The organism is Rheinheimera sp. SA_1, from assembly GCF_001669775.1.
GTDB lineage: Bacteria > Pseudomonadota > Gammaproteobacteria > Enterobacterales > Alteromonadaceae > Pararheinheimera.
This window is the reverse complement of record NZ_LXWK01000020.1, coordinates 59755-81976: the sequence shown is the minus strand read 5'-3', so window position 1 is coordinate 81976 and position 22222 is coordinate 59755. Positions and strand designations below refer to the sequence as shown.

Annotated in this window: 15 protein-coding genes; 10 read left to right on the top strand and 5 right to left on the bottom strand. The window is 51.4% G+C overall.

What is annotated here, in order from left to right:
• Positions 1-95: 95 nt before the first annotated feature.
• Positions 96-956 (bottom strand): hypothetical protein, encoded by an 861-nt coding sequence (locus A5320_RS20145; protein WP_157606144.1) that lies wholly within the window; start codon positions 954-956, stop codon positions 96-98.
• 862 nt (positions 957-1818) lie between these two features.
• On the opposite strand from A5320_RS20145, the gene A5320_RS20135 reads away from it, so the two are divergent.
• The 3 genes from A5320_RS20135 to A5320_RS20125 all read left to right on the top strand — a co-directional run bounded on the left by A5320_RS20135 (position 1819) and on the right by A5320_RS20125 (position 4927).
• Positions 1819-2838, top strand: coding sequence for an isopenicillin N synthase family dioxygenase (locus A5320_RS20135; RefSeq protein WP_068069524.1), 1020 nt, complete (start codon positions 1819-1821; stop codon positions 2836-2838).
• Positions 2839-3007: 169 nt separating this feature from the next.
• Positions 3008-4171: a trans-sulfuration enzyme family protein gene (locus tag A5320_RS20130; RefSeq protein ID WP_068069522.1), complete on the top strand. Its 1164-nt coding sequence runs from the start codon at positions 3008-3010 to the stop codon at positions 4169-4171.
• A gap of 459 nt (positions 4172-4630) precedes the next feature.
• Positions 4631-4927, top strand: a complete 297-nt coding sequence (locus tag A5320_RS20125) for a hypothetical protein (RefSeq protein WP_068069520.1) — start codon at positions 4631-4633, stop codon at positions 4925-4927.
• Positions 4928-5228: 301 nt separating this feature from the next.
• Here A5320_RS20125 and A5320_RS20120 read toward each other — a convergent pair whose 3' ends face one another.
• Genes A5320_RS20120 through A5320_RS20110 form a run of 3 tightly spaced genes read right to left on the bottom strand, consistent with a single transcriptional unit; the run spans position 5229 to position 9602 of the window.
• On the bottom strand, positions 5229-7646 hold the full coding sequence (locus tag A5320_RS20120) for an ABC transporter permease (RefSeq protein ID WP_068069518.1): 2418 nt from the start codon (positions 7644-7646) through the stop codon (positions 5229-5231).
• A complete protein-coding gene (locus A5320_RS20115; protein WP_068069516.1) occupies positions 7639-8328 on the bottom strand; it encodes an ABC transporter ATP-binding protein in 690 nt (229 codons plus the stop codon). Before A5320_RS20115 ends, A5320_RS20120 begins: the two co-directional genes overlap by 8 nt.
• Positions 8325-9602: an efflux RND transporter periplasmic adaptor subunit gene (locus A5320_RS20110; protein WP_068069514.1), complete on the bottom strand. Its 1278-nt coding sequence runs from the start codon at positions 9600-9602 to the stop codon at positions 8325-8327. Before A5320_RS20110 ends, A5320_RS20115 begins: the two co-directional genes overlap by 4 nt.
• 309 nt (positions 9603-9911) lie before the next feature.
• Here A5320_RS20110 and A5320_RS20105 point away from each other — a divergent pair, with 309 nt between their 5' ends.
• The 5 genes from A5320_RS20105 to A5320_RS20085 all read left to right on the top strand — a co-directional run bounded on the left by A5320_RS20105 (position 9912) and on the right by A5320_RS20085 (position 18335).
• Positions 9912-11336: a sigma-54-dependent transcriptional regulator gene (locus tag A5320_RS20105; RefSeq protein WP_068069512.1), complete on the top strand. Its 1425-nt coding sequence runs from the start codon at positions 9912-9914 to the stop codon at positions 11334-11336.
• Positions 11333-12595, top strand: a complete 1263-nt coding sequence (locus A5320_RS20100; protein ID WP_068069510.1) for a sensor histidine kinase — start codon at positions 11333-11335, stop codon at positions 12593-12595. The genes A5320_RS20105 and A5320_RS20100 overlap by 4 nt, the downstream gene beginning before the upstream one ends.
• Positions 12596-12734: 139 nt before the next feature.
• Positions 12735-13418 (top strand): hypothetical protein, encoded by a 684-nt coding sequence (locus A5320_RS20095; protein WP_068069508.1) that lies wholly within the window; start codon positions 12735-12737, stop codon positions 13416-13418.
• Positions 13419-13530: 112 nt separating this feature from the next.
• The gene (locus tag A5320_RS20090) at positions 13531-16329 is read left to right on the top strand and encodes a DUF2339 domain-containing protein (RefSeq protein ID WP_231916799.1); all 2799 of its coding nucleotides are present in this window, start codon (positions 13531-13533) and stop codon (positions 16327-16329) included.
• A gap of 161 nt (positions 16330-16490) precedes the next feature.
• Positions 16491-18335, top strand: coding sequence for a M2 family metallopeptidase (locus A5320_RS20085; protein ID WP_068069501.1), 1845 nt, complete (start codon positions 16491-16493; stop codon positions 18333-18335).
• Positions 18336-18604: 269 nt separating this feature from the next.
• Here A5320_RS20085 and A5320_RS20080 read toward each other — a convergent pair whose 3' ends face one another.
• Entirely contained in the window at positions 18605-19150 is a 546-nt protein-coding gene (locus tag A5320_RS20080) for a hypothetical protein (RefSeq protein WP_157606138.1), read from the bottom strand.
• A 339-nt stretch (positions 19151-19489) separates the two neighbouring features.
• On the opposite strand from A5320_RS20080, the gene A5320_RS20070 reads away from it, so the two are divergent.
• Positions 19490-20851, top strand: a complete 1362-nt coding sequence (locus A5320_RS20070) for a sensor histidine kinase (RefSeq protein WP_068069677.1) — start codon at positions 19490-19492, stop codon at positions 20849-20851.
• Positions 20848-22218 carry a sigma-54-dependent transcriptional regulator gene (locus A5320_RS20065; protein ID WP_068069498.1) on the top strand — a complete coding sequence of 457 codons (1371 nt, stop codon included), beginning with the start codon at positions 20848-20850 and terminating at the stop codon, positions 22216-22218. Before A5320_RS20070 ends, A5320_RS20065 begins: the two co-directional genes overlap by 4 nt.
• Positions 22219-22222 lie beyond the last annotated feature (4 nt).

Here is a 22222-nt window from a genome sequence, read left to right as displayed (position 1 = left end):
GCCCGGAAACTGGCAGGGCTTTTTATTTGGGGGTCAGAGTTAATTGTTAACAGCATTCTGTTAACAATTAACTCTGACCCCCGAAATTAACAAACCTAGTCAGCAGGTGCTTTAGCAATAACCCGCTCAGCAACAATAGCTGCAGCCTGTTGAATCAACTCGCTACTATCCGCACTACAAGCTGCCCGCACCTGTTCATATTGGGCGGTATTGGTTTTGTGAATAAAGCCTTCGTTGTCGATAAAACGTCCAAGCCAAATGATGCCAAGCAAGCCTCCGGCTATAGAATGTTGCGCAGCATTGTCCGGAGTGTCAGCAAGTACAAGTCGGCTGTGATCTGTGGGTTTGGTGATCAACATTGAAGTAAAGATGGGAGCTAGCAACTGTGCGCAAGCCCCTTGAATCTTTGCAACCGCTTCCCGCAATATCGCCTGTTGCCGCGCGGTATCATGATGTGCCGGATAATACCGGTCATAGCGTCCACTATCATGTTGCTGAAAATAATGCACAGTTTCATGGTAAACCGTACCGGTCATCCCAAGAAAAAACTCTCTGGGATCCGAGTTATCACATGAATAACGAAATACAAAACGAAGCATCGGTTTTTTGGGATCTATAGGGTTCAGCGTAGCAAAAGTGGATTGCCCGGTCAGCACAATCGTCAAAGGTAAGCGCTGGCTTTCTGACATCAAGTACTCAACCGGAAAATATTGCGCCAAAGGCACTTGCTGCAGCTGTTTTGCACAGTGCTGCAGGGTTTCATCATACTGAATAGTTACATCAAACTGTTGCAGCGGACTATGCCATAACAGTTGTAGATCTTGCCTTTGATAGGGATGCAATGCGCCATCTTTACCGGGATAAAAAGACACTGTGTAAAAGTCGTTATGAAAAAACGAACGGTAATGCATCACTGCATGTAATGACACTTTCTGTACCGAGTCCGTTTTTTTCATAGGAAACTCTTTAGCCATCACGGAACTCAGCATTTGCTCTGGATCAGGTCGCAACGAACATGCTGATAATGCCAAAAGCACAGTGAGCAGCAATATGAAAAAACGTAATGGAGCACCGCAGCCAAAGGTTAGCTTTCTAAAAAATGGCTCAACAAAGCTTCACACCAGCAGTTTTTTTACAGATTGCGCCGCGCTTTACCATCAAGGCGAATTGAGTATTCACCACCAAACTGTCCATCCATAGTCCTTTATTCGTTGTTGCATGACATCTTCCCGGATGCCGCTGAGCTGTACCCAAAATCGCTTTTAAATACAACTCAATATCTGTCTGTTAAACAAATACAACCTTTACCCCCACCTGGTTCACAAAGAACAGTATGAAATGGCGCGACAAAGATGGCTAAAGTCGCAGCCACCATTTCAAGGTCCTTTTCCTGGCAAATCCTATAGGGGAGATTGATCAGCAGACTGAGGCCCTTTAGCAATAATTCAGCTATTACAGATCTTTTAGTTGTAAGCAGACGGCTAAATAGCTGGGCGTCAAGAGAGCTTTGATTCACGAGCATCCATGTTTAATTACCATAAAATATGTAACTTTTTCATAGTGTTACTCTGAAATCATTTCCTGTGCGGCTTATTCTGCTGTCAGGCATTCACCCAAAAAATCCGTCCAACCTTACAAAACTACTTTAGTTATTAAAACTGCTATCTATCCAGCCATCTGCTTATATCAAAAAAAACTTAATCAGAGAGTTTTGGTCATGTTTTATCGGAAGACAGCCTGATTAAATGCGCTCATTGAATGACCGGCATGGCTGTAATCGCAGCTTGTTGTGGTCGATGTTGAGAGTCGGAGTCTGTGATGCATATTGTTACGCGCCCACAATTACCAGTGCTGGATTTAAGTCAGCTGAGCGGAACGGCCACTGAGCAGGCGCTGTTTTTACAGCAGCTGCGCCACGCCGCCCGTGATGTCGGCTTCTTTTATCTGGTGGGTCATGGCATCAGCGACCATCGCCAGCAACAGGTATTACAATTGGCGAAACAGTTTTTTGCCCTGCCAAGTGCCGCGAAAAAAGCGGTGCAGATGATCCACTCGCCACATTTTCGTGGTTATACCGGAGTCGCCGGTGAGCTAACACTCGGCCAGCCCGATCAACGTGAACAATTCGACATCATGCGCGAAGACATTGTCAGCGGCTTACCAGAATCAACAGAGCCGTGGCGCCGGCTGATTGGCCCAAATCAGTGGCCAGAGGCTATGCCGGGTTTTAAAGACGAAATGCTGGGCTGGCAGCAGCAACTATCTGATTTAACAGAAACTTTGCTGGGTGCTTTTATGCAGGCGCTGGAATTACCTGCCGATGCGCTACAACCGACCATTGCTGCAGGTCCTTACCAGCATATGAAACTTATTCGCTACCCGGGCCAACAAGCCAGCAGCAGTAAACAAGGGGTTGGCGCCCACAAAGATCCAGGTTATCTGACGCTGGTATTGCAAGCTGATCAATCCGGCTTAGAAGTATTGACCGACGATGGTTGGGTTGGCGCTGCACCATTACCCGGTGCTTTTGTGGTGAACATCGGCGAATTGCTGGAATTGGCCTCCAACGGCTACTTAAAAGCGACCTTACACCGAGTCACCAGTCCGGTGGCCGGTATCGAGCGTTATTCCTGTGCCTTTTTTATGGCAGCGCAGCTGGATGCCACAGTACCGCTATTACAGCTGCCATCACATTTAGCCGCTGAAGCCAAAGGCCCGGCTTCTGATCCACGTAACCCGTTGTTTTATCAGGTTGGACAGAATGTGCTGAAAGGCCGTTTGCGTTCGCACCGCGATGTTGCCGCTAGTCATTATGCGGATTTGGATCTGGCAGGCTAACAAATCTGTTCAGTTACACGCTACACACTGCAACAAGCAACCCATAACGCTGTGCGTCCGGAAGGCTCCGCTTTCCTGGCGCGAACAGCTACTCTTTGTATAACAGTTTTCAACTTCTGATTGCACCAATGCAGTGGCGCATCAAGCATTTATTCAAGCAGGTACTTTGATGAAATTTCGCACCCTCGCTATTCACGCTGGCCAACAACCGGATCCATCCACCGGCGCTTTAAACACCCCGGTCTATCTGACAAGCACCTTTAGCTACGGCACTGCCGCTGAAGGTCAGGCGCGTTTCGCCGGGCAGAACCCGGGGTATATTTACAGCCGGATGGGCAATCCAACGTCCAGCGCGCTGGAGCAAAAACTGGCAGCGATGGAAGGCGCTGATGAAGCAGTCGTGGTCGCCAGCGGTATGGCGGCGATCAGCAGCATTGTCTACGCCCTGACCCAACAAGGTGATGAAGTGGCCTTTATTGACCCGGTGTACGGCGGCACCGATGCCTTTTTACGCAATACCTTAGTACGCGCTGGCGTGAAAGTGACCAGCTACAGCAGCGACGATGATTTTGTCGCCAATCACAGCGCCAACACCCGTTTAGTATTGTGGGAACCTATCACCAACCCAACACTGAAAGTCATCGACAGCCGCAAAATTGTCGCTGTCGCCCGCGAAATTGGCGCTATTACCGTCTGTGACAACACCTTTTTAACGCCATACCTGTTCCGGCCACTGGAACTGGGGGTTGATGTAGTGATGCACAGCGGCACCAAATATTTGTGTGGTCATGGTGACATTATTGCTGGTGTGGTTGCAGGCAACGGCCCACTGATCCAGCGCATCCGCACTATTGCGCTGAAACACATCGGCGCACCGATGGGCCCGCAAGAAGCTTATTTATTACAACGCGGTGTAAAAACCCTGCCACTTAGGATGGACGCACACCTGATTGCAGCACAAAAAGTCGCAGAATTTCTGGCAGCACATCCAAAAGTGGAAAAAGTGTTTTTCCCAGGGCTTGCTGAACATCCCGGCCACCAGGTGATTAAAGACACCGCAGGTGGTTTTGGTGGCATGGTCGCGCTGGAACTGGCCGGTGGTTTTGCCGCAGCGGCAACACTGCTGGATAACCTGACGTTATTTGCCCAAGCGGTAAGCTTAGGCGATTTAGAAAGTCTGGCCTGTCATCCGGCTTCTACCACCCACGCCGCCATGACCGCCGCCGATCGCGCAAAAGCCGGTGTCACCGACAAATTGGTGCGGTTAAGTATTGGTGTGGAAGATGCTGATGATTTAATTGCAGATTTGTCGCAGGCGTTGGCGCTGTTGTAGGTGAGCTGATTTGCACAGCGCAGTGCAAACTGCGTTGCTTTATGGTTGTTTGGCCATGCAGGCCTGGCGTGGGTTTCGCCTACGGCGAGTATCTTTCTTTTGCTTCGCCAAAAGAAAGAACCAAAGAAAAGGCGACCCCGGATCGCTCGAAAGCCCGGAAGTTTGTCTCGATTTTGAGGCAACTGCGCAAACTCGCGATTTGCTAACGTCAAATCGCTCAAACAGTGTGCAGTTTTAAAACCTCAAAACCGGCCAAACCACCGGCTCGCTTTACGGGGCCAAAAAGCAGCGCTACTCATACTATGTTCAAGAAATTGTATTATCTTCCAAAATATGGCCATTAGGTACCAGTGATTTCGTGCATCATTTAGTAAAACAACTAGGACCAATGAATACTTGCTGCCGACTATACTTTACGTTGGCTAAAGGACAGATTCATTAGAAAATAAGGTCGATGCAATGAATAGCAAAGAAGAAACAGTGACTGTCGTAGCAAGACATGGTGTAGATCTAGATAAACTATCTGAGCGTAACGGGCCCATGTACGTTTCTTGTGGCAGTATAGGCCCAACAATTGCCCAAGCAGTCAAAGAAGGGAAAGGTAAGGCTAATTTCTCGTTGATGAATTTGAAGATCGCTATGGATAATCAGTCTGGGGTTGAAATGGTCTTTGATAATTTTGAAGTGCTCGATTCAAAATCGTTGAAGCCACTTGTATTGTCACTCATTGCCGAACACTTGAATCGCTCCAAATAAAATCAAATATAAAAATATGTTTCAGCGGACAAGGCAATGAATACGGAGTTAAATCCGCAATTAACTCAAACCACACATTTATCTTAATAAAACAGTCCCCAAACCAACAACCGGTAACTGCGCAGTGAGCATTCAACAGTGAGCGCGGGAGGCGCGAACGGGCGAGCGGAGTAGTTACCGGTTGTTGGTTGTGTAGAGAGCAAAGTTTCGGTCATTCAACACCTGCCGCCGGAACAACAGGGATAACAACCTGTCGCCCCCTGATATTCCCACAGACCTTCAACCAAACACCATAACTCACTCAGAGTTGCCGCAGTACCATCGCCGGCGATCGATTGGTCACTTGCCAGGCGAGGCTGGCGACGGTGAGCCAGCTTAACCCCAGAGTTAAAGCCGCGGCAGCAAGATAAGCCAGAGGCGATTGTGTTACCTGCGCTGAAAACTGCGCCAGCCATTGTCCTAATAACCAATAGGTCAGCGGGGTCGCCAGCACGATACTAACCGCCATCAACCGCAGATATTCATTGGCTAATAGTTGCACCAACGCTAGTCGGCTGGCGCCCAACACTTTACGCATTGCTACTTCCCGGCTGCGCTGCGCAGTACTGAATGCCGACAAACCAAATAAACCCGCTAAGGTCAGGCCAACAGCCAGCAGCGCAAACAACGTCACCACCTGGCTTTGCCGACGTTGTCCTTGATACAGACTATAAAAATCATCGGCTAACCAGCTACTTTTCAGCTCGTTTTTTTGCAATTTCTGCTGCACTTGCTGTTCTAACAACGGGCGTAGCGTTAGCGCTTGTGCCGGATCAACTTTGAGTAGCAACTGAGCAGTGCGCATCGGCGAACGACCACAAATCACCAGTAGTGGTTCGGGTGTTCCCACGGCCGAACCGATTTGTAAATCGGCAATCACCCCAACCACCTGCACTTTCAACGGCACCTGTTCACCCGGGATCGTCCAGACTTGGCCAATCGCCTGCTGCGGACTTTGCAAACCGGCTTTATGTAGCAACGATTCGGTAATGAGTACTGCAGCCTGCGCTTGTTTATCATCTGCCTGATACCAGTCGGCAAAGTCGGCACTAAAATCACGCCCCGCCAGCAAACGGAAACCCGCTGCTGCAACCACCTGATAACCAGCCCCTAACTGCCGCACCGGAGGTAAATCGGGTTGCCCCGGCACTTGTAGAGTTTGCGCCTGGGAAATGGTATCGGTCAGATTCATATCCAACATCGTCACGGCTTGCACACCGCTTTGGCGCGCTAATAAATTGGTTAAACTGTGGGTGTTGTCCCAGAACATTTGCTGATTATCTATTTCGCTGATATTGAGCCTGGCCTGCCGATCATAGCCGGTTGGCATACTTTGCAATAAGGTCAGTTGTTGCTGCAGCACCCAGGTACTGACCAACAACCCAACACTGATCGCCCCTTGCAACACCAGCAACAATTTCCGCAGCCAAATCGCCGTCTGGCCGCGCTGAAAATCGCCACTCAGCACTTTTTTGGCATCAAAGGCCGAAAGAAAAAACGCCGGATACGCTCCTGCCAGCAAACCAATCACCATGACCACCGCGCTCAGCATGAAGCCAAAACCACCGAGATAATCCAGGGTCAGTTGCCGATCGACTAAGTGACTAAACCAAGGCAGGCACAACTCCACCAGCACCGCCGCCAACAAACCGGCCATCGCCACCAATAACAACGATTCCAGCAAAAACTGCGCGATCAGCTGGCCACGACTGGCGCCCAGCGCTTTGCGCACACCCACTTCTTTAGCGCGTTGACCCGCTCTGGCGATGCTCATATTGACGAAGTTGATACCGGCAATCACCACTAACAAAGCGGCAAGGCCAAGGCAAATCTGTACTGTGGTGTACGAGCCGTTCACTTTAAACTCATGCGACAACGCCGAATGTAAGTGGATATCGGTCAGTTTACGCAGCTTTAATTCAGTCATTTGCCGGCCGTCATAAGCTTGCTGATTCAGCTGCGTAGTCAGCTGCTGCAGCATAGGTTCGAAGTCCAGTCCAGTGGGTAAGTGCAGGTACGTATAGACGTTATTGATCCGCAACGGCCGATTAATATCGTTCTCATCAATCCGGCGCAGCGAACCGGCAGGCAAATGACTTTGTTTTGACAGCGGCGCAAAAATCGCACCGACCTGATAAGGTTTGTCGCCGAGCTGCAGTTGTTGGCCAAGCGCTGACGCCGAACCAAATAACCGCTCGGCTTCTTGTTGCGATAATGCAATTTGTTGTGGGCTTTGCAGCACCACAGCCAAATCACCTTGCAGCACATTAACCTGAAAAAAGTCAGTGAAATTGGCTTCCACCGCCAGCGGGTGCACTAGTTTCAGCCCTTGCGGACCGCGGCTTGGCACCACCACATCAGGCGCCGCTGACGTCATCCGGGTGACTTTGATGCCAGCATCATAATTTTGCAGCAAACCGATCATCGCTGGGCTTGCCACCGGAAAACGCTGACCCAAGGACTCAAAGTGCTGCTCTAACCGGTAACTCTGCTCTGCATTTGGCTGCTGCTGATCAAAACCCAGTTCATACCAGACAAACAATAAAATCAATAAGGCCGCTGCTAAGCCCAGCGCCAAGCCTGACAAATTCAGCAGCATATGCAGTTGCTGACGCCACAACGACCGCCAGCCGGTGCGTAAATTCAACGCCTGCCCCAGGGTAGAGATGCGACTAGCCATATTTCACCTCCAGCACCCGCTCGGAAACAATCTGCCCATCCAGCATCCGGACGATCCGGCTGGCGTACTGCGCTTCATGCTCTGAGTGCGTCACCATCACAATGGTGGTGCCTTGCCGGTTCAGCTCAGACAATAACTGCATCACTTCTTCCGAGTTTTTCGAATCGAGGTTACCAGTCGGCTCATCCGCCAAAATCAGGCTTGGGTTAATCACCAAAGCCCGCGCTACAGCCACCCGTTGCTGCTGACCACCGGATAACTGCAGCGGTTTGTGATCGGCGCGATGGTCAATCGCCATCCGTTTTAGCATCAAAGCCACCCGCTGTTCGCGTTCTGCTTTGCCGACACCCAGGTATTGCAGCGGCAATTCGACGTTTTCAGCCACACTCAGCTCATCAATCAGGTTAAAACTCTGAAACACAAAACCCAGATGTTGTTTGCGGATATTGGCCAGCTGATGTTCCTTCAGCGGCGCCACATCTTGCTGTTTAAACAGATACTGACCGCGACTTGGGCTATCCAGCATGCCAAGGATGCTGAGCAGAGTCGATTTACCACAACCAGACGGCCCCATAATGGCAACGAACTCGCCACTTTGAATGCTCAGATGAATATTATTCAGCGCTGTGGTTTCCAGCTGACCCGTGCGAAATACCCGGCTGAGTTGTTTCAGTTCAATCATAATGCGTTCCCTGTGTTGAATTGGAGTTGGTCAGCCTGGCGAAAATCGCGATAGCTGGAGATGATGACATTTTCGCCCGCGACAAGACCAGTGCGAATTTCCACACTTTGGCTACTTTGCCGGCCCAGCTGCACGGCACGGCGGGTTGCTTTGCCTCTTTGGTCCAGCACATAAACAAACTGGCCGCCGCCGTCAGTTAAATAAGCGCCCCGCGGCAATACCAGACTTTGGCTGGTGCTTTGCTCCAGCAGCAAATCGAAAATCAATGTCTGGCCTCGTTTTCCCTGAAATTGCTCTGGCAGTAACAGTTCGACACTAAATTGGTTATTCACCACTCTGCTATCGATACGGCTGATTTGAATGGACTGCGGATTGGCTGGCGTCGCAGGGCTTTGCAAAGTGGCGCTCATCCCCGGCTGAATACGGCTTAAATAAAATTCATCCACCTGCGCCTGTAACTTAAACCGACCGGGAATATCGATTTGACCCAGCCGGCTACCCGGCGCTTTGGATTCACCAGGTTCCACCTGAAATTCGCTCAGATAACCGCTGACCGGCGCCCGCACTAACAAATTTTGCAGCTGCTGGCGGGCAAATCCGATATTTTTACTCAGCATCGCCACGCTGTCCTGCAGCTGCTTTTTCTGCACCTGTTGCACCGTCAGCTGCTGTTGCTGGCGTTGTTGGCTGAGCTGTAGTTTTTCGCGTTGAAAGGCTAAATCTTCTTCCATCGTACGAAGCTGTTCTTTGGCCAGCACACCACGGTCCACCAGAGGTTTGCTAAAGCCGATCTGTCGTTCCAACTGACGGATCGCATGACTGGCATCCAGTACCTGCTGCTTTAAATCCAGCTCGGTGGTGGCCATGGCAAGTTCGGTGGTACGTAGAAAACTAAGCTGCTCACTGACCTGTGCTTCCCGGCTGATAAAATCCAGTTGCAGCGCAGTGTTGGTCAACTGCACCAGTGGCTGACCGGCTTCAACATAACTGCCAGGCTCAGCCAGCCGCTGTTCAACCCGGCCACCTTCAATCGCATCCAGAAACACCGTTTGTTGTGGCAATACCACTCCGCGCAATTGCAGGTTTTCGCTGAAATTTTCACTGCGTACCAGCGCGGTTTGCAGCGAACTGATATGCAGTTCGGCCTGCGGACTGGCATTTGCCCGCCATTGCCACAAACTGCCGCCAGCCAGCAGCATGGCGGCAATGGTCAAAGCGCTGAAGCGGAATTTCGGCTGGCGCCAGATAGGTTGTAGCGCAATTATTTTGTCCATTTCTGGATCCTTGCAATCTCGACTTACTTTTATGTTCGCAAGGGCTGTGCCAGTTAATTACCTAAACAAATACAACAAGTTACATTTCATCCAATAAAGTCACTGTCCAGCCATGGACAGTCTGTGAGCGCGAAGTGTCCATTACTGGACAGTTGCGCCGTTTCGCTGGCGATACAGCGATTATTCAAGGGTTTAGCCTGGCTTGCCAGAGCATCCGGCCTTCAGGTAAGGTGCTGGTTTTGGCAACATTCCCACGACATCAATTCACATTTGTTGCCTGTGGTACATCGTTCATCCGGAGTTTTAGCCATGTCGTCACCTGTAGTAGTTCCAGAACCATTTGCAGTGTCGGAGCGGCCGGCGGTGTTAGTGCTGGATGACAACACCGATCTGCTGCTGGCTTGCAAACTGTGTTTAAAGCCGTTGGGTTGTCGGTTATTGACCAGTAACGAACCGGGCGAATTGTTGACGATTTTGCGCTCACAGCGGATTGAGGTGTTGCTGCTGGATATGAATTTCAGTCGGGACGCGGCCAGCGGCGCTGAAGGTTTGTATTACCTGAAACAGGCGCTAGCGCTACAGCCGGACTTAAAAGTGGTGTTGATGACTGCTTATGCTGACGTTGGCCTCGCGGTGCAAGCGATGCAGCTGGGCGCCCGCGATTTTGTCGCCAAGCCCTGGCAAAACGAGCAACTGCGCCAGATCATCGCCCTCCAGCTGGCACAGGTGGCGCCGAACCCGGCATTCAATGCCAACCCGTTAAATTCCGGACAAAGCCAGCCACTGTTAGGTGATAGCCCGGCAATGCAACAAGTGCGGCAACTAATCCATAAGGCTGCCGCCACCGACGCTAACATCTTGTTACTCGGCGAAAGCGGCACCGGTAAGCAGTTGGTGGCCGAAGCTATTCACCGGACATCGCTGCGAGCGCAGGCGTCGCTGGTTTGTGTCGATATGGGCAGCATCACGCCAAGTTTGCTGGAAAGTGAGCTGTTCGGGCACAAAAAAGGCGCTTTTACCGGCGCGGTCACCGATGCCCCCGGCCGCTTCCGGCAGGCGCGTGGCGGTACTTTATTCCTAGATGAATTATCCAATCTGGCACTGGCCGATCAGGCAAAACTACTGACGGTACTACAAAAACGCCAGGTCATTTCAGTAGGTGCTACTGCGGCTGAAGCTATTGATTTAAGGCTAATTTGCGCCAGCAATCAGGGCTTGCAGCAACTCGCCGATCAAGGGTTATTCCGCCAGGATTTGTTGTACCGCATTAATACAGTCGAAATTGTATTGCCGCCGCTGCGCCAACGCCGTGAAGATATCCCGATGCTGGCGCAGTATTATCTGCAATTGTACGCAGCACAGTATCAGCGCAGCGGTTTGCAGCTGACGCCTGGGCAGCTTGATTTATTGAGCCAATATCACTGGCCGGGCAACGTCCGCCAGTTGGCGCATGTGCTGGAACGCGCCGTGGTGTTAAGTGAGAATTCGGAGCTGGATTTTAGTCAGTTGCAGTTGGCTTTAACCTCAGCAGCACCAGATTCTGATCCAGACAAATCAGTCGTCGCACAGCAACAAAGCGTACCGGCCAGTCCGGAGTTTTTGCTGGAACAAGTCGAAGCAAAAACCATTCGGCAGGCGCTGAGTTTTTATCAGGGCAATATTAGCCAGACCGCGCAAGCGCTTGGACTGACTCGCGGTGCGCTGTATCGGCGTTTAGAGAAGTACGGTTTATGAGCCCAAAAACCCAATGGCTGCTCAACATGACAGTGCTGCTGGGCAGTACTGTTGTTGCCTGTTGGTTATGGATCAACGAGCAACATTTCAGCGCGCGTTTAGTGCTGTGTCTGGTGTTTACCGGCTTTAGCCTGTATCAGCTATGGCAACTGTATCAGGCGCCGCAGCAACAAACGCAGCGACTACTGCAGGCTTTAGCCAATGCCGATCTGTCACTACAGGATCAACAACAACCCGCCACTGCGGCGTTACTGCAGCAAATCCGCAGTCAGCTGCTGTATGCCCGCGAGCAGGCCGAATCACGCGCCAATTACCTGCAAACTTTATTGAGCCAGCTGGATATTGCAGTGCTGCGCTTATCCGAACAAGGGGAAGTGCTGGAACAAAATCCGGCAGCACAACGTTTGCAAAGCCAAACCGGGCCGGTGCTACTGGAGCGTGTCCGGAGTTTGCTGCAGGCACCGCCGAGTCAACACACTACACTGCAACTGCCGGAAGATGTGCTGGCTCTCAGTATGGTGCGCACCCGCCTGCTGGGTGAGTGGAGCTATCTGCTAACCTTACAAAGTATCCGTAGCCCGCTGCAACAACAAAAGGTGCAGGCTTATCAACAGCTGCTGCGGGTGCTGAACCATGAAATGGCTAATTCTATTACGCCGATGACATCCTTAACTGAATCGGTCCGCCAGCTGTTACAGGCGCCTGATGCCGAAGATTTGGCAGATGCGCAATTAGCGCTGGCGACGGTGCAACAGCGTGGTAATCATCTGCTGCAGTTTCTGGACAGGTTTCGCAGCCTGACCCAGCCCATTCACTGCGAACTCTGCCGCACGCCACTCCAACCTCTGGTTGAGCACAGCCTGCGTTTACTGCAGGCGCAATACCCGCAGCTGCACTGGCAATGGCCTGAACAAACAGAAATCAGCTCTGAAGTGTGGTGCGACCCGGCCTTGCTGGAGCAGGTGTTGTTAAATCTGGCCACCAACGCTATTCAGGCAGTATCAGCGAGCGCACCAGTGCTGCTCACTTTAACGATCAGCCGGCGGCAAGAGCGCATTTTGCTCGACATCACCGATAATGGCGTTGGTATTAGCCAAGACGCGGTCCACAGTCTGTTTACGCCGTTTTTCACCACCAAAGCCAAAGGCAATGGCATCGGCCTGGCCTTATCGCGGCAACTGATGCAGGCGATGGATGGCGATTTATCGCTGCAGCAAGCCAGTCCGTCAGCCAGCTTCAGGTTGGAAATGCCGGCATAGCTGGTGGCGCTTCCCCCCAGCACCATCGTTGTAGTAAAAGACACAAGCTGCACCGATGCGTGTTGCTGGCAGAGCGTAGCTTGCCGTCATTGTTTCATCCTGTTAACATCCGGCAGGATTTGCAGACAAGGAGCTGAACATGTCGGCATCGGTACGATATAGCCTGATTTTACTGGCAGGATTGGCAATAGGTTATTGCCTGGGTCGTGCGGTAACCACGGAGCGGATAGCTCCACCAACCGAGACTTCCCCCTCAATCTCAACTTCTCCGCCAGCGGCAACAACTCACACTCCGGTAGCTCTTGAAATCGGCAAAAAACCAAAAGCTGAAGCTCTTCCCACTTCAGAGACCGCGGTGAACACAACCGGCAAGGATCTGCTGGCAGAAGTGGCACAACAGGATGGACGGGAATACACAGAGCAAGTTGATGATGCGCAATGGCGGCAATTTTTGCAGCAACACTATCCGGAATCGACCTATCAAATTTTACAATGGCAACCCGCAGCCACTAAACAGTTGATCCGTGCATTTCAGCAATCTGAAATTGACCATCATTGGGCTACGCTGACTGAACATCGACTGCGGGATTTTTATCTGACAAACGAAAACCAGCACTTGATTCAGCTCGATAAAGTGCATTGCCGACAAAACGGCTGTGAAATTACCGGGCTTTATCTGAAGGACGGCTTGGAAATGCAGCTAAACATTGAACTTAGAAAACAGGCCTGGGCTCGGGGTCGCAGCTTTAGTTTTTCCACAAAATCTGAAGATGGTAACAGCAATAAGTTTTACCTGCTGATGCAGGAAATGCCAAAAGAATGAGGTATACCCGCTGAATTTACGCAGTGTGCTCCAGCGATTGCAGTTCGATAATGACTTAGCTACTGTGTAACTAAAAAGCCATAGCGCCACAAGAAGGAACTCAATTTTGGTGATGATCCTGCTCCTGACCGCCCTTGGTATTGCCGCGGCACTAATGTTTGTGGGTGAAGAAGCGGTATTGCCTGGTGCCGTTTTTGGATTTTTACTGGCCAAAGTGCTGCAGCTTTCAGAAAAGCTCGAGTTATTAAACAAGCGGTTGAGCCAGGCAGAACAAAAGTTAACCTCGTTGCAAACGGCACCGCAGCCCGATGCTGCAATCATCACTGCAAGTGCCGACTCTACAGCAGCAAACAGTTTGTCCGAAGAGCCGCCAACTATTGCGGCCGCTGAATTTGCCGAAACTGGCAGCCCGCCACAGTATATCGACGTTACTTCATTATTGTTTCCGCCAGAGCCCGTGGCAGCAGCGAATCAACATGTTTCGCTGCAAGTTCCTGCTTCGACTGCTGAGTTCTCGCCATCTTTATCCGCCCCATCCCTGGCAACACCCACGGCTGGGATAACTCCGGATCAAAGCGCAATTTCCGATCTAAGCCAGTCCCGCATCTGGACCTGGGCGATGAATTATCTACGTGAAGGCAATCCGGTGGTGAAAATTGGCATGGTGGTGCTGTTTTTCGGGCTGGCGTTTTTGATCAGGCATCTGGCGGATCAGGGCTGGTTTCCGATTGAAGCGCGACTGAGTGCTATTGGCGTGACCGGCTTTGGCTTGATTGGTATTGGCTGGCGCACCAGAAACCGTAACTTTCATTACGGCTTAATTCTGCAAGGTGGTGGTCTGGCGGTCTGTTATCTGACGTTATTCGCCGCGATGAAATTCGCGCCGATCCTCAGCAGCGGCCAGACTTTTGCCGGCATGTTATTGATCACCTGCGCTGGGGTGGCGCTGGCGGTAAGGCAACAAGCCCAGGTACTGGCATTGTTTGCTACTGCCGGTGGTTTTATGGTGCCGGTGTTAACTTCTGACGGTTCCAATAATTTTGTCGGTTTATTCAGTTTTTATCTGCTGCTGAATCTCGGCATTCTGACGATAGCCTGGTTTCAAAGCTGGCGGTTACTCAATTGGACCGGTTTTGTTTTTACCTTTGGTATTAGCCTGGGGTGGGCAGTATTGCAGTATTCGCCGGCAGATTATGCTGTGGTGCAGGCCTTTATGCTGGGTTATTTCCTGTTGTATCTCGCAGTGTCGTTATTGTTTTCATTACGACAACCGCCGAAGTTAACCGGCTTGGTTGATGGCAGTCTGGTGTTTGGTTTACCGCTGGCGGCTTTTGCCATCCAGGCGGTGCTGATGGACCCATACGAATATGGTCTGGCCTGGAGCAGTGCGCTGCTGGCGCTGATTTACGCCAGTATGGCCGGCCTGGTATGGCGAAAGTTGTGGCAAAAGAATGGTGCCACCCATCAACTTTATCTGGAAAGCCAAATCGCGCTGGCGTTGTTATTCGCCACGCTGGTGATCCCACTGGCGCTGAGTGGCCACTGGATTTCGGTCAGTTGGGCGCTGGAAGCTGCCGGATTATTGTGGCTTGGGTTACGTCAGCAACGTTTATTGTCGAGACTGGCGGCTTACCTGCTTTATTTACTGGCGCTTGCCGGCTTTTTTGCCTTTGACTTACCCGACGCCGGAGCAGTGCCGCTGCTGAGTGGCGACTTTATTGATCTGATGTTGTTGGCATTACCAGCCTTGATCATGGCGACCTTACTGGAAAAATACGGCCATGGCCACGAACAACAAGCCGCCCTATTTCCATGGGGCATCGGCTGGTTGTTGTGGTTGACGGCCTTTTGGCTGGAAGTGTCGACACATTTGGATCCTGCCAGTCACAGCGGCACTTTCACTTTACTGCTCGCGCTCAGCTGCCTGTTGAGTTACCAGCTGAGTAAAGGCTGGCCAGTGCTGGCAACAGCCATGCATAGCTTGCTGCCCTTCACAGCGCTGATACACCTGCGCACGGCATCACCGCAACCACTGACCCTGGCGGAAATTGCCGGAGTCCTGAGTTTTGCCCTGATGCAGTACTTTTGGCTTTACCAACAACGCCAGCTGATGAATTCGTCACTGCGCCGTTTTTATCATCTGGCCACCGGCTGGTTGCTGGTGACTCTGGCTTTGTGGCAAATGTTCAGCTGGCGCGAGCTGTGGCATCTGACTGACTTAACTTTCAGCTATGGCCTGTTTGTTATGTTAATGCTACCGGTTCTGTGCTGGCTCTGGTTAAGCCGCCAGCCACACTGGCCTGGAAGCTTCGAATCTCGCGATTATCAGACGGTATTGCCGAAACCGTTACTGGCATTACTGCTGGTTTGGGGTGGCTGGGTTGCAATGTTCCCGGCACAGCTAAACGCCTGGTATCTGCCACTACTCAATGCACCCGATCTGCTGATGCTGGCCGTGGTTTGTTTGTTCGGATTGTACCTTTGGTTACCACAGCAAAAACTGACCAATTCCGCCTTGCAGCTGCTTGCTTTGCTTAGTTTCGGCTGGCTGAACGTGGTGCTGCTGCGCAGTCTGCACTGGCTGTTAGACATTCCGTATCAGCTGGCATTCTTATGGCAAAACCCGCAGGTGCAGATGACACTTTCCATTAGCTGGACTTTGCTGGCACTCATGAGTATGCAACAAGCTTCCCGTCGTCAATTTCGCGGATTATGGCTTGGTGGTGGCCTGTTGTTGCTGGCGGTGGTGGCGAAGCTGTTTACCGTTGATCTGGCCGACCAGGGTTCGATGGCGCGGATTTTATCCTTTGTGGTGGTTGGGGTATTAATGCTGCTGATTGGATATATAGCGCCGGTTCCGGCGAAGAAGCCGTCAACTGACGCAGGATCGGAAACTGGTGCAACGACCTAGTTTCAACATCGGATGGGGCAGTAACCCGTCACTGCCCCGACCGGTTTGCAAATATTTAACCAAAGGATAATACTGCTGGCAGTCAGTGAATATTGCATAAGTCGGCAATCACTGACTGCCAGCACAGCCAACAAAACAATAAAAGCCTACAGGAACCTCTGATGAAATCACTTCAACCCAGTTTAATAGCGTTACTGGTCAGCACAGCACTGCTGGCCGGTTGCCAACCCGCAGCTGAAAAACCAGCAGCCAGCACACCGGTAGCAGCAGAAGCCGCAGCACCGACGGCTGAACAAGCGAAAGCCTTTTTACAACAGTCCGCCAGCGAGCTCGAAGCGTTGAGTATCGAAAGCGGCCGCGCCGAATGGATCGCCAACAACTTTATTACCGAAGATACCGAAGCTTTAGCGGCGTCAGTCAATGAAAAACTGACCGCCAAAATCGTCAAAATGGCCAATGAAGCCGCCCGGTTTAATCAGGTTCAAGTGGACGCGGATACCCGCCGCCAGCTGGAATTACTGAAACAAGCACTGACCTTAGCCGCACCAACCGACAGCGCGAAAACTGCTGAACTGGCTGGCCTTGCCGCCAAACTGAATGGCATGTACGGTAAAGGCAAATATTGTAAAGCTGACGGCACTTGTCTGGATTTGGGCCAAATGTCCGGCACTATGGCCAGTTCGCGTAATTACGACGAACAATTAGAAATGTGGAAAGGCTGGCACGATACCGCAGCGCCAATGCGACCGTTGTATCAACGGCAGGTCGAACTGGCCAATGAAGGTGCGCGCGAGCTTGGCTACGCCGACACCGGCGCCATGTGGCGGTCCAAGTACGATATGGATGCTGATGCATTCGCCGCTGAACTGGATAAACAGTGGGCCACCGTCAAGCCGCTGTATCAGGCGTTACATTGCCATGTCCGCGCCAAACTGGGTGAAAAATACGGTACCGACAAAGTGCCACAGGACAAACCTATTCCAGCGCACTTGCTCGGCAATATGTGGGCACAAACCTGGGGCAATATTTACGATTTAGTAGCGCCGGAAAATTCTGATCCGGGTTATGACGTCACCAAGCTGTTGGCCGCCAAAGGGTATGATGAACTGAAGATGGTCAAAGGCGCTGAAGCATTTTTCAGCTCCTTAGGTTTTGCGCCATTGCCAGAGACTTTCTGGACCCGCTCTTTATTCACCAAACCTAAGGATCGGGACGTGGTATGTCACGCTTCAGCCTGGAACCTCGATAACAAAGACGATTTGCGGATCAAAATGTGTATCGAGCGCACCGGCGAAGAGTTTGCGGTGATCCACCACGAACTGGGGCACAACTACTACCAACGTGCGTACAACAAGCTGCCAATTTTTTATCAGGGCAGCGCCAACGATGGTTTCCACGAAGCCATTGGCGATACCATCGCTTTATCGATCACCCCAAAATATCTGCAACAAATTGGCCTGCTGGAACAAGTGCCGGACGAGTCAAAAGACATTGGTCTGTTGATGAAAATGGCGCTGGATAAAGTGGCTTTCCTGCCGTTTGGTTTACTGGTTGATCAATGGCGCTGGCAGGTGTTCTCCGGCAAAGTGACGCCTGAGCAATACAACGATGCCTGGTGGAAGCTACGTGAACAATACCAGGGCGTCAGCGCTCCGGTTGCCCGTAGCGAAAGCGATTTTGATGCCGGTGCCAAGTATCATGTGCCGGGCAACACGCCTTACACCCGCTATTTCCTGGCGCATATTCAGCAATTCCAATTCCACAAAGCCTTGTGTGAAATTGCCAAAGACGACGGCCCAATCCATCGCTGCTCGATTTACAACAGCAAAGAAGCCGGTGCCAAGCTCAACACTATGTTGGAAATGGGTGCCAGCAAGCCATGGCAAGACGCCATGCAAAGCCTGACCGGTCAGCCAACGATGGATTCATCGGCCATTCTTGCTTATTTCGCGCCGTTGCAGACTTATCTGGACGAGCAAAACAAAGGCCGGACTTGCGGCTGGTAAAATCGGCTAAAGTGCACCTGCAGCTTCAAGGATGAAGGGAATGTACCCAAAATCATTGGAGATGCAGAATGGCCACGGTGGAACCGCGGCAACCGAGGGAATCCACAGGAGCTTAGCTGTTCTAAGTGACTGGGGTGAGCGAGGGCGGCCAACAACCCTGCAGCTTCAAGGATGAAGGGTAAAAACACAACCGCGACACCGGCCACCTGTATCTTCCAGGATGCACATCGGGTGGCTGGTGCGCGGTTGTGGACACACCTTTTTTGCGGTTAGTACTTACTATCCAGCAATTTTTGCAATTCCTGCAACTGCTCTTTGCTGAGCTTGGCATTTGTGAGCAGCGATTTCAGCAGTGAAAACTCTGAGCCATCACCACCGCCGATTTTGTGCATAATCACTTTTTTGTTGGTCAGCACTTTGACACCATCAGCATCCGACCCCAGATGATGGACCATCACCTTGTGATCTCCTTCTGTGACCAATTGCAGACCGTTGCCTTCTTTCATCTGCGATAACAGTTTTTTGATGTTTTCACGTTCAGCTTCCGGTACTTCTGCCAGTGCTTTTTCCATCGAGGCCGGATCCGCCAAATCAGCGGCAGACCAATCAAACGTCTGTGCATTGCCATTGGTGACCAGCACCAGTTTGGTGAATTTGTTGGTTTTTTTCAGCTGGATGTCTGTTGTCTGAGATTTTGGAGTCTGGGTTTCAGCTGTTTGAGTCTCAGCCGGTTTTGCTGCAACAGCCTGAGCGCAACCTGCTGCGAGCAGCGCACTGAACAGCAAAGGGAAAATCAATTTGGTTGTTTTATTCATGTTTTTTTCCTTCTGTTGGAACTGATACCGCAGTGCGGCTTGTTGCAACACTGTCAGTGTGCTGAGTATTGAAAGATTGATGCCATAATTTTTATCTTTAAATATCAATCACATAAAACTCTGCGACCTTGAGCCTCTCCGAAATATCCTGATATCAGGATAATAGCTTCCTGATATGGGCATTTTTTCTGTTCCGGTGCGGTCATAGCATCAAGCAATTCTTGTAACTTCTTCAAATTTAACCGATATTTTAACAAGACTATGGTTGGCATTAAATTTGAGTATGCCATCTCAGCAGCTGCAACCATTCTGGGATTGCAGATGAACCGGGAAGTCAGGATGAAAATTCAAAAAGCACTGGGACTGGGGTTATGTGGCATTTTTACCCTGATGACGGTCGGGCAACTGGGCACTTTATGGTGGTTCCAGCAACAATTGCAGCAACAATTGACCACTCAAAGTGGCGAGCTGAGTAAGTTAGTCTTGGCTCGAACTGCGGAAAAACTGCAACTGGTCACTCATAACATTAGTGCTGAAGGGCAAAGTTTTGTCTTTAGCACTGACGAAGAGGTTGAGGCAACGACCACAAAACCGGACCCGGAACATGCAACCAATAAACGGGTCAAAGTGATCCGACTGAATACACCACCAACTGACGCCTTACCCGGTGTGATGCAGCAAGAGCTGGAACAAATTCTGGTTGAACTGAAAACCGATCGGCCTGGCAGCGCGCAATGGGTTCAGCAATTTAAACTGGAACGAAATGACAGCAGCGCGCAACTGCTGCAAAAATATCTGGCTTATCAGGTGATGGCACTAGCGGTCACCATTGCGCTGGCGTTAATGCTGGTGTTATGGCTGGGCTACCGGCTGATCGCACCATTGCAATTGTTGGTGCAGGGGTTTCGGCGGTTAGCCGCTGGTGAAAGTTCGGTGCAGTTGCCGCAGCAATCAACCTTGACCGAATATCAGTATGTGCTGGAGCAGTTTAACCATGCCAGCCGGCAGCTGGACGAGTTGGCACAACAACGTGAACAGATGCAACAGCAACAGCAGTTGGCTGAACTTGGTGAAATCAGCCGCGGCCTGGTGCATGCACTGCGAAATCCAATTCACACTATGGCACTGGCACTGGAACAACTACCGCAACAGGCGCCCGAGCAGCAGGCGTTACAAAAACTGATTGAACAAAAAATGCAGCATATCAACCGCACCCTGACTGCGCTGTTAACGTTAAGCTGTGAAGGTGTTGATCGCAGTCAGCCGGTATCCTTACCGCTGGTGCTGAAAGACATCACGCTGGAATTCTCAAACCAGCCGGTGAAAATTGAACTGCATCTGCCGGAAGATCTGGCAATCCATGGTGCAGAAACCGAGCTGCGCAGTATCTGCCATGCCGTGATCAGTAATGCCGTTGAAGCGAGCCCAGCAGGTGGTTTAGTGCAAATCAGCCTGAGTAAAATGCAGGGTGGCGCCGTGCTGAATGTGCATGATCAAGGCTCAGGCCTGGCACCAGATATCGCAGCTGCTCTGTTCCAGCCGCATATCAGTAGCAAAGCCGAGGGCGCGGGAATGGGCTTGTATCTGTGTCAACGTCTGCTGCAACGCTACTATCAGGGCAGTGTTGAATTGCATCAGGCAGAAAACGGTGGTTGTATCGCCACTTTGCATATCTGTTCTGCAGCAGGAGCCACCCGATGAATCTGCAACTGTTAGTGGTTGAAGACGACCATAGTCAGCGAGAACTGATTTGTCAGTTGCTCAGCACCGAAGGTTATCTGCTGCATCAGGCCGACAGCGTGGAAAGTGCCATTCTGACCCTCAAAGCACAACCCGCTATCGCGCTGGTGTTATGTGACTGGAAACTGGGTACCGGCACGGGCTTGCAGGTGTTGCAATATGTCCGCCAGCAGCTGCCAGCCGTCGCATTTGTGGTGGCAACGGCATATGGCTCGGTCAGTCATGCGGTGGAAGCTATTCACGCAGGTGCCGATGATTATTTGCCAAAGCCATTTAAGCGCCAGGAATTGCTACTGGCAATCAGCAAAGGGCTGCGCGCCCGTCACCTGCGCCAGCAGAATTTACAACTGACAGCACAATTAGGTGAGCAACAACAGTTAGTCGAGTTGATTGGTCATGCCCCTTGTATGCAGCAGTTGTTTCAGCGGATTTCCAGAGTAGCCGGCAGTGATGTCACGGTGCTGATCAGCGGCGAAAGCGGCACCGGCAAAGAGCTGGCGGCCCGGGCATTACATCAGCTATCACCCAGGCGCGACCGGCCTTTTATCGCCATCAACTGTGGTGCTATTCCAGAAACTTTGGCCGAAGCTGAACTCTTTGGCGCGGAAAAAGGCGCTTACACCGGCGCCACCCAAAGTAAAGCCGGTAAGTTTGAAGCAGCCCAGGGTGGCACAGTGTTTCTGGATGAAATCGCTGAACTGCCGTTGCCACTTCAGTCAAAACTGTTGCGGTTATTACAGGAAGGCCGTGTAACCCGGCTGGGCAGTCATCAGGAAATTAAACTGGATGTGCGGATCATCGCTGCCAGCCACCAGGATTTGGCCACAGGTGTTGCCGAAGGGCGCTTTCGTCAGGATTTGTTCTACCGGCTGAATGTGGTGCCGGTGCATATGCCGGCGCTGCGCGAGCGTACAGAAGATATTCCCAAATTGATTCAGCACTTTATGCAGCTACAGCAACAACGCTATCGGTTACAGCTGCCGCCGCTGTCCAAAACGGCCCTAAAAGCACTGATTGAATATCCGTGGCCGGGCAACGTGCGGGAGTTAAGCAACAAAATCGAGCGTTTTGTACTGCTGCAGGACGAGCAGGAACTGCTGGCGGATCTGCAACCCACCGCCAGCCAAAAAACAGCGCTGAGCAGCAGCGAAGGTTTTGTGTTGCCAGCAGCCGGTATTCATTTTGAAGCGCTGGAGCGCAGTTGTCTGGAACAGGCGTTGCAGCTTTGTGAAGGTAACCGCACCAAAGCGGCGCGGTTGCTGCAACTTAATTACAAAGCATTTTTGTACCGGCTGGAGAAATATCAGCTGGATGGCAAGACGGATTAGCACA